This is a genomic window from Labrys sp. E2SS-1L (assembly GCF_057073705.1).
In genome coordinates this window covers 4,181,468-4,194,001 of sequence record NZ_CP172712.1, presented here as the reverse complement: position 1 = coordinate 4,194,001, position 12,534 = coordinate 4,181,468, and the positions used below count along the sequence as shown (strand labels likewise).

Annotated in this window: 9 protein-coding genes and 1 pseudogene; 7 read left to right on the top strand and 3 right to left on the bottom strand. The window is 63.9% G+C overall.

Annotated elements, in window-relative coordinates; all coding sequences use genetic code 11:
• The first annotated feature begins 34 nt into the window (after window positions 1–34).
• Window positions 35–853 (top strand): enoyl-CoA hydratase, encoded by an 819-nt coding sequence (locus ACIGJE_RS19655; RefSeq protein ID WP_483678519.1) that lies wholly within the window; start codon window positions 35–37, stop codon window positions 851–853.
• 78 nt (window positions 854–931) lie between these two features.
• On the opposite strand, the gene ACIGJE_RS19650 is transcribed toward ACIGJE_RS19655, so the two are convergent.
• Complete coding sequence (locus tag ACIGJE_RS19650; protein ID WP_311935103.1) at window positions 932–1,276, bottom strand: DMT family transporter; 345 nt, start codon at window positions 1,274–1,276, stop codon at window positions 932–934.
• 738 nt (window positions 1,277–2,014) lie between these two features.
• Here ACIGJE_RS19650 and ACIGJE_RS19645 point away from each other — a divergent pair.
• Complete coding sequence (locus ACIGJE_RS19645; RefSeq protein WP_311935101.1) at window positions 2,015–2,668, top strand: glutathione S-transferase family protein; 654 nt, start codon at window positions 2,015–2,017, stop codon at window positions 2,666–2,668.
• A 298-nt stretch (window positions 2,669–2,966) separates the two neighbouring features.
• Complete coding sequence (locus tag ACIGJE_RS19640) at window positions 2,967–3,989, top strand: LLM class flavin-dependent oxidoreductase (protein WP_311935099.1); 1,023 nt, start codon at window positions 2,967–2,969, stop codon at window positions 3,987–3,989.
• 180 nt (window positions 3,990–4,169) lie between these two features.
• On the opposite strand, the gene ACIGJE_RS19635 is transcribed toward ACIGJE_RS19640, so the two are convergent.
• Both ACIGJE_RS19635 and ACIGJE_RS19630 read right to left on the bottom strand, forming a co-directional pair.
• Window positions 4,170–7,925: a vitamin B12-dependent ribonucleotide reductase gene (locus ACIGJE_RS19635; RefSeq protein ID WP_483678517.1), complete on the bottom strand. Its 3,756-nt coding sequence runs from the start codon at window positions 7,923–7,925 to the stop codon at window positions 4,170–4,172.
• A 497-nt stretch (window positions 7,926–8,422) separates the two neighbouring features.
• A complete protein-coding gene (locus ACIGJE_RS19630) occupies window positions 8,423–9,706 on the bottom strand; it encodes an NAD(P)/FAD-dependent oxidoreductase (protein ID WP_483678515.1) in 1,284 nt (427 codons plus the stop codon).
• A gap of 140 nt (window positions 9,707–9,846) precedes the next feature.
• Between ACIGJE_RS19630 and ACIGJE_RS19625 the strand changes: the two genes are divergently transcribed.
• The 4 genes and pseudogenes from ACIGJE_RS19625 to ACIGJE_RS19610 form a co-directional block, all read left to right on the top strand.
• Window positions 9,847–10,353: a DUF1003 domain-containing protein gene (locus ACIGJE_RS19625; RefSeq protein ID WP_311935094.1), complete on the top strand. Its 507-nt coding sequence runs from the start codon at window positions 9,847–9,849 to the stop codon at window positions 10,351–10,353.
• Window positions 10,354–10,442: 89 nt separating this feature from the next.
• Window positions 10,443–11,378 (top strand): nucleoside hydrolase, encoded by a 936-nt coding sequence (locus ACIGJE_RS19620; protein WP_483678513.1) that lies wholly within the window; start codon window positions 10,443–10,445, stop codon window positions 11,376–11,378.
• Between the two features lie 115 nt (window positions 11,379–11,493).
• Complete coding sequence (locus ACIGJE_RS19615; RefSeq protein ID WP_068296007.1) at window positions 11,494–11,901, top strand: NADH:ubiquinone oxidoreductase subunit NDUFA12; 408 nt, start codon at window positions 11,494–11,496, stop codon at window positions 11,899–11,901.
• Window positions 11,902–11,983: 82 nt separating this feature from the next.
• Window positions 11,984–12,436: pseudogene (locus ACIGJE_RS19610) on the top strand (DUF2155 domain-containing protein); the annotation flags it as partial.
• Window positions 12,437–12,534: the final 98 nt, after the last annotated feature.

The following is a 12,534-nucleotide window of genomic DNA, read 5'->3' as shown; positions in this document are numbered from 1 at the left end:
GCGTAGACTGGCCGCCCTGTTGCGGAGTGTTGCCATGACTGTCGCCGCCTCGATCCAGAACGCGCCGTTGGAGCGTCCCTCGGAGCCGATCCTGCTGCGGGAGGACAAAGGTGGGGTGACGACTCTCACCCTCAATCGGCCGCAGCAGTTCAATGCGCTCTCCGAGGGTATGCTGGAGGCGCTGCAGCAGGCACTCGACGCGATCGCTGGTGAGCGCACCATACGCTGCGTCGTCCTGGCGGCGAACGGCAAGGCCTTCTGTGCCGGGCATGATCTGCGCCAGATGCATGCCAACCGTCGGCTCGATTATTATCAGGCCCTGTTCGCGCAATGCAGCCGGGTGATGCAGGCAATCCAGGCGCTGCCTGTGCCGGTGATCGCCCGCGTGCATGGCATTGCCACGGCGGCGGGATGCCAGCTGGTGGCGAGTTGCGATCTCGCCATCGCTTCGCAGGCGGCGCGCTTTGCTGTTTCCGGCATCAATGTCGGGCTGTTCTGCTCGACGCCGGCGGTTGCCCTCTCGCGCAATGTCTCGGCCAAGCGCGCCTTCGACATGCTGGTGACCGGCCGCTTCATCGATGCTGAAACGGCGGCAGATTGGGGCCTGATCAACCAGGCGGTGGCCGAAGCAGACCTCGATGCCGCCATTGCGGCCAAGACGGCGGATATCCTGGCCAAGAGCCCCACAGCGGTGCGCTATGGCAAGCAGATGTTCTACCGCCAGCGCCAGATGGCGCTTGGCGAGGCCTACGGCTTTGCCGGCGAGGTGATGGCGCGGAACATGATGGAGGAGGATGCTGCCGAGGGCGTCGAGGCCTTCCTGGAGAAGCGGCCTGCACGGTGGGGCGCTTGAGCTCGCCGGGAGCAGAGCGCGTCGTCTAGACGGAAACGCATTGCGATTCTTGGTGATTCCGCCAAATCTCAAAACGCCCTAGTGGCTGATCGATTTCGACATCAGGTTGATGATCACCACACCGGCGAGAATCAGGCCGATGCCGATGATGGCCGGCAAGTCGAGCGACTGGTTGAAGGCGACGAAGCCGACCAGCGAGATCAGCACGATGCCGATGCCGCTCCATAGCGCGTAGGCGATGCCGACCGGCATGGTGCGCAGCGTATAGGAGAGGAAATAGAAGGCGGCCATATAGCACAGCCCCATCATCACCGTCGGCCACAACCGGGTGAACTGCTCCGAGGCCTTGAGGAGCGAGGTGGCGATGATTTCGAGAACCACGGCGATCACCAGGGCTGCGTAGGTCGTGACGGCTGGGCTCAATGGGAGGTCCTCGGAAAGGTGCGTCGCCGACGCTGCGTTGGGGAGCGCGGGGCAGGGCCGCGAGACCTGCGATAGCCAAGGCGCCTTCTTCTGTAAAGGATCGGCCCTGCCGTGGAACCGTTCTGCGACCATGCGTCCGAGAGAGTGCCGTTCGAGAGGCGGAGGAGGGCGTGAGCTCGTCGTCTCGGCGAACAAGATGCTTCGAGGTGGCGGCAGCATGCCCGCGCTCTCAAAGAAGGCCGCATCGATCTTGCCCTGGGGTTGTCAGCGAGGGGAGCAACGAGGCTCTAAAACGGCACCGGCGCGCGAATTTCTTCGCGCGCCGGCCGGTTCTTGCGGATGACGGGAGCACCGAAGCGCTCACCCTTTCATCCGGGGATGATCCAGATTTTCGGTAGCTGGAACGTCAAGTGGCGGAGACCACCTTGGCTGAGCCAGCGCAAATTTCCAGGATCTTCGTAAGGTTAGACACTGGATCACCTCCTTTCGTGGGTTGCGAACCCTTTGAGCATGGCGGCGATGGCCGGGGATGTAAAGAGCTCGAGGTCAGAAGGGCAGAAACTGGCCCGGAAATGCCCCTTTTTTGAGCTTACAACCCAGAATATCTTCCGTTGGAGCCCAAGATATTGGCAAATCCTCTCAATGAAGGCACTCCGGAGTCCATGAACCCTGAGTCTTGATTCGGGCCATGTGAGTTTGTTGGCCGGCGCTTGGGCGTGTCCTGGGAGGAGAACAGCGGTGACCGAGGCATTCGTCGTCTATGGAGCAGCCGGCTCAGGATCCGTTCCGATCGAGGCGGCTCTCGACCTACTCGAATTGCCTTATCGCGTGCAGGAATGTTCTCCCTGGGAAGGGCAAGAGGAGGCAGACAAACTCGCCCCTATCAATCCCATGCTGCAGGTGCCGGCCCTGGCACTGCCGACGGGGGAGGTGATAAGCGAAAGCGCCGCGATCCTGATCTGGTTGGCCGATCGCTATCCCGACGCACGGCTAGCGCCGGCATTGACCGAGCCGGCGCGGCCGACGTTCCTGCGTTGGATGACCTTCGTGTCTTCGGCCATCTATGCCCTCTATTGGGTCGCCGATAATCCTTCTCGCATCCTCGACCACGCCGAGCACCACACCGGCCTCAAGGCTCGTTTGTTCGACCGCATCGCCCGCTGCTGGGAATTGATGGGGGCGCAATTGCGTCCGGGAAAGTATCTCCTCGGCGAGGATCTATCGGTTCTCGACCTCTATGTGGCAACGGCCTCACGCTGGTCGCCCGGGCGGCGGCGCTTCTATGAGGCCGCACCCGGTCTGGCGGAGACAATACGCCGGGTGGATGCAGATCCCCGGCTGACGGCCCTCTGGGCGGAGCGTTTCCCGTTCAATCAGGGGTGGGAGCGTTAGAGCAAAACGCGTTCAGACGGAAACGCCGTTTGCTCTCACTCTTTGGTTCGACGCGTCTTTGCGATTCTCGGCGATTCCGCCAAATCGCAAAAAGCGTCAGCGCGCAAAGCCGGTTCGAGATCGCCGGATGAGGTCTGTCTTCTTGATGAGGCCCATTTGCCGTTACGGGTCTCCGACTGGTCATCCGGTTCGGGTAGGGGGCTGCTGAAATGGATCTGGAGTCCCTATATCTGAAACGCGCCGGCCCCTTTTTCCCGCTGCCGGACGCATCTGGGCATTCAGCAGGCAGACATTTCGCATGAAGAAGATCGGTTTTCTTTCGTTCGGGCACTGGACACCATCAAGTCAATCGCAAACGCGATCTGCTGCCGATACGTTGCTGCAGTCGATCGACTTGGCCGTCGCGGCGGAGGAATTGGGGGCGGATGGCGCCTATTTTCGCGTCCATCACTTCGCGCGCCAGCTCGCTTCGCCTTTCCCCTTGCTGGCGGCCGTCGGTGCCCGGACCAAGCGCATCGAGATCGGCACCGCCGTGATCGACATGCGCTACGAGAACCCGTTCTACATGGTCGAGGATGCCGGTTCCGCCGATCTCATCGCAGGAGGGCGCCTGCAGCTCGGCATCAGCCGCGGCTCGCCCGAGCAGGTGATCGATGGCTGGCGCTATTTCGGCTACCAGCCCGCGGAGGGCAAGAGCGATGCCGACATGGGCCGCCAGCATGCCGAGGTCTTTCTGAACCTGCTGCGTGGAGAAGGATTCGCGCAGCCCAATCCACGGCCGATGTTTCCCAATCCGCCGGGCCTGCTGCGCCTCGAGCCGCATTCGGAAGGCTTGCGCGAGCGGATCTGGTGGGGCGCCTCATCGGATGCAACCGCGGTCTGGGCCGCCAGGCTCGGGATGAACCTGCAGAGTTCGACTCTGAAGAACGACGAGACGGGCGAGGCCTTCCATATCCAGCAGGCCAAGCAGATTCGCGCCTATCGGGCGGCGTGGAAGGAGGCCGGCCATGCGCGCGAGCCCCGGGTCTCCGTCAGCCGCAGCATCTTCGCGCTGATGAATGACGAGGACCGGATGTATTTTGGCCGGGGAGGCGATGGAGAGGACCAGATCGGCTTCATCGACGAGCGGACGCGCGCGATCTTCGGACGCAGCTATGCCGCGGAGCCCGAGGTGCTCATCGAGCAGCTCAAGCAGGACGAGGCGATCGCCGAGGCCGATACGCTGCTCCTCACCGTCCCCAACCAGCTCGGCGTCGCCTACAATGCCCATGTCATCGAGACGATCTTGACCGAGGTCGCGCCTGCGCTCGGCTGGCGGTGAGCAGGACAGGCCGTTGTTGTAAGGGCCACAATCGGGCGTTGTTCCAAAAAAGCACCCGCTAAACAGGTTTGGCGGGTGCATTATCCGAATTGCTCAAGGCTTTGAAATTACGCCATCTTCGTCAGCGGCGATGGATGTTCAAGGACATCCATCGCACCGTGGCACACTCTCCATCCATCCTCAGCTGCAGCCGGTGGTGCCGCCGCAGGTGTCGCATTTCAGGCAGGTGCCGTTACGGACCAGCGTGAAGTTGGCGCATTCGGGGCAGGCTTCGCCTTCATAACCGCGCAGCTTGGCTTCCTTGCGCCGCTCGGAGGCCGGCTTGACCGCGGGGGCGGCCGGTGCTTCCCAGGCGAGGGCGTCGAGCGCGGGCTCTTCCTTCAGCGCCGTGGCGCCGATGGTCTGGGCTCCCGGTCCCGCCACGACACCGCGACCGGTGTTGACGGCGCTCGACAACGCCGTGATGGCGCCGCGGGCATCGCTGGAGACCGGGGCGAGCGTGTTCGAAGCCGCCGTGGCACCGCCGGGCATCACCACGAAGCGCTCGGTCTTGGAGCGGACCAGGCCGCGCGAGACCGGCACGGTCACCGGCTGGGCCGGGGCCTTGCTCTCGCCGTCACCGCGGCCGAGCGTGGCATGGCCATCCTCGTCCGGCACGACATGGGCGAGGTCGTAGCGGCCGACATAGGAAATGGCGAGCTCGCGGAACACATAGTCCAGGATGGAGGTGGCGTTCTTGATCGAGTCGTTGCCCTGCACGAAGCCCGAGGGCTCGAAGCGCGTGAAGGTGAAGGCCTCGACATATTCCTCCAGCGGCACGCCATATTGCAGGCCGAGCGAGATGGCGATGGCGAAATTGTTCATCATCGCGCGGAAGGAGGCCCCTTCCTTGTGCATGTCGATGAAGATCTCGCCGAGGCGACCATCGTCATATTCGCCGGTACGCAGATAGATCTTGTGGCCGCCCACCACCGCCTTCTGGGTGTAGCCCTTGCGACGATCGGGCATCTTTTCGCGCTCGCGCGCCACTTCCACCCGCTCGATGATGCGCTCGACGATCTTCTCGGCCACCTGGGCCGCGCGGGCGGGCACCGGACGCTCGAGATGTTCCTCCACCGCATCGGCCTCGTCCTCGTCGGCCAGAAGCTGCGAGTTCAGTGGCTGGGAGAGCTTGGAGCCGTCGCGATAGAGGGCGTTGGCCTTCAGCGCCAGGCGCCAGGACAGCATGTAGGAGGCCTTGCAGTCCTCGACCGTGGCGTCGTTGGGCATGTTGATGGTCTTGGAGATCGCACCCGAGATGAAGGGCTGCGCCGCCGCCATCATGCGGATGTGGCTTTCGACCGAGAGGAAGCGTTTGCCGAGGCGACCGCAGGGATTGGCGCAATCGAACACCGGCAGGTGCTCGTCCCTAAGATGCGGTGCGCCTTCGAGGGTCATGGCGCCGCAGACATGGATGTTGGCCTTCTCGATATCCGCCTTGGCGAAGCCGAGATGGACGAGGAGGTCGAAGGACGGCTCGTTGAGCTTCTCGGCCGGCACGCCGAGCTTGCCGGTGATGAAGTCCTCGCCCAGCGTCCACTTGTTGAAGACGAACTTGATGTCGAAGGCCGAAGCGAGGGCCTTCTCGACCACGGCAAGCTTCTCCTCGGTGAAGCCCTTGGCGGCCAGCGAGGTGTGGTTGATCGCCGGTGCCTGGCGCAGCGAGGCATGGCCGACGGCATAGGCCTCGATCTCGGCGATGTCCGCTTCCGAATAGCCGAGGGTACGCAAGGCCGCAGGCACGGCGCGGTTGATGATCTTGAAGTAGCCGCCGCCGGCCAGCTTCTTGAACTTCACCAGAGCGAAATCGGGCTCGATGCCGGTGGTGTCGCAATCCATCACCAGGCCGATCGTGCCGGTCGGCGCGATCACGGTTGCCTGGGCGTTGCGGTAGCCATGGGCCTCGCCAAGGGCGAGCGCGTTGTCCCAGGCGGCCTTGGCGTGTTCGACGATGGCCTTGCCATTGTCACCGAGCGCGGCAAGGGAGGCGTGGTCGAGGGCGACCGGCGCGGTGGACAGCGCCTCATAGCCGCCACTCTCGCCGTGAGCGGCGCGGCGATGGTTGCGGATGACGCGCAGCATGGCTTCGCGGTTCGGCTCGAAACCGGGGAAGGAGCCGAGTTCCTTGGCCATCTCGGCCGAGGTCGCATAGGCAACGCCGGTCATGATCGCCGAGAAGGCACCGCCGAGTGCGCGACCGGCATCGGAATCATAGGGGATGCCGGAGGTCATCAGGAGGCCGCCGATATTGGCATAGCCCAGGCCGAGCGTGCGGTAGCGATAGGACAGTTCCGCGATCGCCTTGGACGGGAACTGCGCCATCATCACCGAGATTTCGAGCACGATCGTCCACAGGCGGACGGCATGTTCGTAGGACGCCAGGTTGAAAGTGCCGTCGGCGTTGCGGAACTGCAGGAGGTTCAGCGAAGCCAGGTTGCAGGCCGTGTCGTCGAGGAACATGTATTCCGAGCACGGATTGGAGGCGCGGATCGGCCCCGAGACCGAGCAGGTGTGCCAGTCATTGATGGTGGTGTGGAACTGGATGCCGGGATCGGCGGAAGCCCAGGCGGCGTGGCCGATCTTCTCCCACAGGTCGCGCGCCTTCAGCGTCTTCACCGTCTTGCCGGTGATGCGGGCCTTCAGCTCCCAGTCGCCATCCTTCTCGACAGCATTGAGGAAGTCATCGTCCACGCGCACCGAATTGTTGGAATTCTGGCCGGAGACGGTGAGATAGGCCTCCGAATCCCAATCGGTGTCATAGGTGTCGAAGGCGATGTCCTTGTAGCCCTGCTTGGCGAACTGGATGACGCGCTTGATGTAGTTGTCGGACACCAAGGCGCGGCGGGCAGCCTTGATCTCACGCTTGAGGGCCGGGTTGCGCTCGGGGTCGAAGCAATCTTCGCCCGGGCCTTCGCACTGCACGCAGGCGCGCATCACCGCCTTGAGGTGCTTCTGCACGATCTTGGAACCGGTGACGAGCGCGGCGACCTTCTGTTCTTCGCGCACCTTCCAGTCGATATAGGTCTCGATGTCGGGATGGTCGGCATCGACCACCACCATCTTGGCCGCACGGCGGGTGGTGCCGCCCGACTTGATGGCGCCGGCGGCGCGATCGCCGATCTTCAGGAAGGACATCAGGCCGGAAGAGCGGCCGCCGCCCGACAGCCTCTCGCCCTCGCTGCGCAGGGCCGAGAAGTTGGAGCCGGTGCCCGAACCATATTTGAACAGGCGCGCCTCGCGCACCCACAAATCCATGATGCCGCCCTCGTTGACGAGGTCGTCGGCAACCGACTGGATGAAGCAGGCATGCGGCTGGGGATGCTCGTAGGCCGAGGTCGAGGAGGTCAGCTTGCCGGTCTTGTAGTCGACATAGAAATGGCCCTGGCCGGGGCCGTCGATGCCATAGGCCCAATGCAGGCCGGTGTTGAACCATTGCGGCGAGTTGGGCGCGACCATCTGCATGGCGAGCATGTAGCGGTGCTCGTCGAAGAAGGCCTGGGCATCGTCCTCGCTATCGAAATAGCCACCCTTCCAGCCCCAATAGGTCCAGGTGCCGGCGAGGCGATCGAAGACCTGGCGCGAATCCGTCTCGCCAACAGTGCGCTCGGCCTCGGGGAGGGCGGCCAGAGCCTTCTTGTCGGGGACGGTGCGCCAGAGCCAGGACGGCACGGCGTTTTCTTCCACGCGCTTGGTTCGGGCGGGCACGCCCGCCTTGCGGAAATATTTCTGCGCCAGAATGTCGGCGGCGACCTGGCTCCAGGCCTCCGGCACGGCGATGCCTTCCAGCCGGAAGACGATCGAGCCATCCGGGTTCCGGATCTCGCTCGTCGCCGTCCGGAACGCGATGGACGCGTAGGGGGACTGCCCCTTCTTGGTGTAAAGCCGTTCAATCCGCATTGCGTTCTGCCCCGAAAATTAGACGCAAAAATCCGCGCCGTGCCATCGTTACGGCTCGGTTCGAAAACTGTCTGACATCCTGTTTACTTGTCGGTGAGTACATGGCCCTGCCAACGTTCGAATGCCGGGGCTCGTGCCCCGCAATTCCGCGAGGTCACCCCCGCCGCCGACGTTTCCGACTATGACTCAATAGGTATGACTCGCGGGCAGGGGCGTCAAGATTTAGTGCCGGCAAAATGAGTGGCTATCTACATATAGTAGAGGCTGTGGAAATCGGGGACAAGCTTGAGCGGGAGCCCTCAAGGTTCCGGAATCCCTGGCAAAATTGCCGCCTTCAACCTGTCTTTGAATTGCCATGTTCCGGTCATGTTTCATTTACCATCCCCGGTGGATGACCCAAAATGGCACACAAGCCCTTGTGGAGAGGTCGCTGAAGGCTTGCCGTAAGGGCAAGCGTGAGGAGCCGGAAGGGGCGAATCGAGGGCGCCGTGATTCCCTCACACCTTTTGAGCGTGCGAATCGTCCTCGTCGCCACCCTGCGTGATCAGGCGGGCGCTACGCTGGTTGCGGGTGTGGATCCACAGCCAGCTCAGGGCGACGCTGAGGCGGGAGCGCACGCTGATCAGGAAATAGATGTGGGCGATGCCCCAGATCCACCAGGCGAGCGCGCCACGCAGCTTGATCCAGCCGAAATCGATCACTGCGCGCTTCTTGCCGATCTGCGCCAGGCTGCCCTGATGCTTGTAGTGGAAAGGGGGCGGGGCGGGGGCATCCGCCAGGCGCGCTCGAATCACACGGGCGACATAGACACCAGCCTGCTTGGCAGCCGGGGCGATGCCGGGGACCGGCTTGCCGTTGGGCCCGGCAAGGCTGACGGTGTCGCCGATGGCGAAGATCTCGGGATGACCGGGCACGGTCAGGTTCGGCTCGACGATGATTCGGCCGTTGCGGTCCACCGGGACGCCGAGCCATTCGGCGGCCGGGGAAGCGCGCACGCCCGCGGCCCAGACGATGGTGCGCGCTGGCAGCAGCTTGCCGCCATAGACGACGCCGTCGGCCGTGCATTCGGTGACTGCGGCGCCGAGAACTACCTCGACACCAAGGCTTTCGAGCGATTGTTTCGTGTAGTCGGACAGATCGTCGGGATAGCCCGCGAGCACGCGAGGGCCCGCCTCCACCAGCACGACCCGTGCCTTATGGGTGTCGATGCGGCGAAAATCCGGAGCCAGCGTGTCACGCGCCAGCTCGGCGATGGTGCCGGCAAGCTCCACGCCGGTCGGTCCGGCGCCGACGATCACGAAGGTGAGCAAGGCGTCCTGCACCTCGGGGTCCGTTTCGCGTTCCGCCTTCTCGAAGGCAAGAAGGATGCGTCGGCGAATGGTGGTGGCGTCCTCGATCGCCTTCAGGCCGGGGGCGTGAGGCTCCCATTCGTCATGGCCAAAATAGGCATGGCGGGCGCCCGTCGCCAGGATGAGCGTGTCGTAGGCAAGCCGCGCCCCGTCCTTCAGGAGCACCTGGCGCGCCAATGCGTCGATGCCGGTGACTTCGCCGAGCAGCGTGGTCACCTCCGGCCGCCCGCGCATGAGATGGCGAATCGGCCAGGCGATCTCGGAGGTGGATAGCGAGGCGGTGGCGACCTGATAGAGCAGGGGCTGGAAGATATGGTGGTTGCGCCGGTCCACCAGGGTGATCTCGACGGGCGCGCCTTTGAGATGGTGGATGGCCTCCAGCCCTCCGAAGCCCGCCCCGACGACCACGATGCGGTGGGGTTCGCCCGCCATGGCATAGCCTCCTGCTCGACAGTCCCGAATCGCGACGTTCTCGTGCCATGGCATGGAATCATGCCCGACAAGATCCTGCGTCCACGCACAGAAGCTTGTAGCATTCCATTCCCGCAAGCAGAGTCGGAAAGAACGGGAAGATGAGCCTCATCGCCAAAGCCCATCAACTCCATGACGAGGAACGCACGCTCCTGCATCGATTGCGCCAGGAGCGACGTGCCCATCGGCGGCCGGATCCGGCCGCCTTGCCCGCCGGAGCCCGCATCGCCGATGCCGTCGCCGCAACCATGGGAAGCTGGCCCTTCATCATCGTGCAATCGGCCGTGCTCGCGGCCTGGGTGGTGCTCAATGTCGTCGCCTTCATGCAGCACTGGGATCCCTATCCCTTCATCCTGCTCAATCTGGCGCTGTCGTTCCAGGCAGCCTATGCCGCTCCCTTCATCATGATGAGCCAGAACCGGCAGGCTGCCATCGATCGCGCCGCTGCCACGCATGACTATGACGTCAATACCAAGGCGGAACTGGAGATCGAACTGCTGCACGAGAAGATCGACTTCCTGCGCGAGACCCAGGTCGCGGAGCTGATGCAGCTGGTTAAGCGGCTGGAGGAGAAGCTCGATGCCGCCGGCCAGGCGCCACCGGCCTGAAACCGGCGACGAGCGTGCGGCTGCGGCGCCTTGCGTGCCGGCTGCCGCCGGTCCATGGTCCCGCCTTCTTCAATGCTCCCGAGTCAGCCATGTCCCGCTCCATCATCATCGACACCGATCCCGGCCAGGATGACGCCCTGGCGCTGCTGCTGGCGCTGGGAAGTCCTGAGCTCGAGGTGCTGGGCATCACCACGGTGGCGGGCAATGTGCCGCTGGCCCTGACGAGCCGAAACGCGCGCGTGGTCTGCGAACTGGCGGGGCGATCGGACATCACGGTGTGCGCCGGCGCGGACCGGCCGCTGCTGCGTCCGCTCGTCACCGCGGAACATGTGCATGGCAAGACGGGCCTCGATGGCGCGGACCTGCCCGAGCCCACCGTGCCGATCAGCCCGCGCCATGGTGTCGACTTCATCGTCGAAACCCTGATGACGCGCCCCTCCGGCACCATCACGATGTGCCCGCTCGGTCCTCTCACCAATATCGCGCTGGCGCTCCTGCGCGAACCGCGCATTGCCCCGCGCATCAAGGAAATCGTGCTGATGGGGGGCGGTTGCTTCGAGGGCGGCAACATGACGCCGGCAGCCGAGTTCAACATTTTTGTCGATCCCCATGCCGCCAAAGCGGTTTTCGCCTCCGGGGTTCCGATCACCATGGCGCCGCTCGATGTGACTCACAAGGCGCTCACCACGCGCCCGCGCGTCGACAGGATCCGGAAGATCGGTACCAAAGTTTCCGATGCCGCGGTGGGTTGGCTCGATTTCTTCGAGCGCTTCGACGTGCAGAAATATGGCTCGGAAGGCGGACCGCTGCATGATCCTTGCGTGATCGCCTGGTTGCTCAAGCCCGAACTCTTCACCGGCCGTTCCTGCAATGTCGAGATCGAGACTGAATCTCAGCTCACCCAGGGCATGACGGTGATCGACTGGTGGGGTGTCACCGATCGTCCGAAGAATGCCTTCGTCCTGGGGGGCATCGATGCCGAGGGCTATTTCGACCTGATCGCGCAGGCGATTGCGCGGCTCTAGGGCCGTCGGCAGGTGCTTTGCGTTAGAAATCACCGATGAGGCTATGCGCAATGGTGGACATCCCCGTCGCGCTTGGCCATAAGACTTGCAACGGAATACGAAACGGCAGCCCTCGATGAAAACGCTCCTGCAGATCTTCACGTGGTGGAACGGCTCCACGATCGGAACCCGCTTCTGGACCTCGCGGAAGGGCGAGCGCGTGGGCGAGGACGAGTTCGGCAATGTCTATTACCGCACCAAGGGCGGCGCCGTGGATCCGACCATCGGCGTGCAGCGTCGCTGGGTGCAGTACAATGGCTACGCCGAGGCCACGGCGATTCCGCCGGGCTGGTGGGGCTGGATGCACCATCAGATCGACACCCCGCCGAGCGAGACCGAATACAAGCCGCGCGAATGGCAAAAGCCGCATCGCCCGAACCAGACCGGTACGGTGAACGCTTATCATCCGAAGGGCTCGATGCTCTCCCATGGCCATCGCCAGTCGGCGACCGGCGATTACCAGGCCTGGTCGCCGGGAGACTGACGCACCGCATGGCCGGGGCGCGGCCATGTCAGTGGCCGTCTTTTTGCCCCGATGGGGCGCTATCGCTTCTCGACTCGTCCAGATACGGATCCATTTGCTTTTGCGTCCGCTTGCCTTCCTTCCTCCGACCGGCCGCTCGCGCTGCCTTGCCATGGCAAGCGCGGCTTGTTTCGGCTTGATCCTGGGCAGCACCGCCGCCCGGGCCGAACGCATCGCCAATCCCACCGCGGTGTTCACCGGCCTCGACAAGATCTCGGGTGAAATCAGCACCTTCGAGGCGCCGGTTGGACAGACGGTGAAGTTCGGCGCGCTCAGCGTGACACCGCGCGTGTGCTACAGCCGCTCGGCTAGCGAAGATCCGCAAACCACGAGTTTCGTCGAGATCGACGAACTGACCCTCAGCAAGAAGGTCGAGCGCCTGTTCAATGGCTGGATGTTCGCGTCCAGCCCGGGCCTCAATGGCGTCGAACATCCTGTCTATGACGTCTGGCTCAAGGACTGCAAGGGCGGCAAGACCAGCGATCCGCCGCCTCCGCCCGTCGTCACGGCGCAGCCGGGCACCAAACCCGCCAAGGGCAAGAAGGGACAGGCCGCGGCGCCCGAGCCGGATGTCGCTCCGCCGCCCGAGACCGG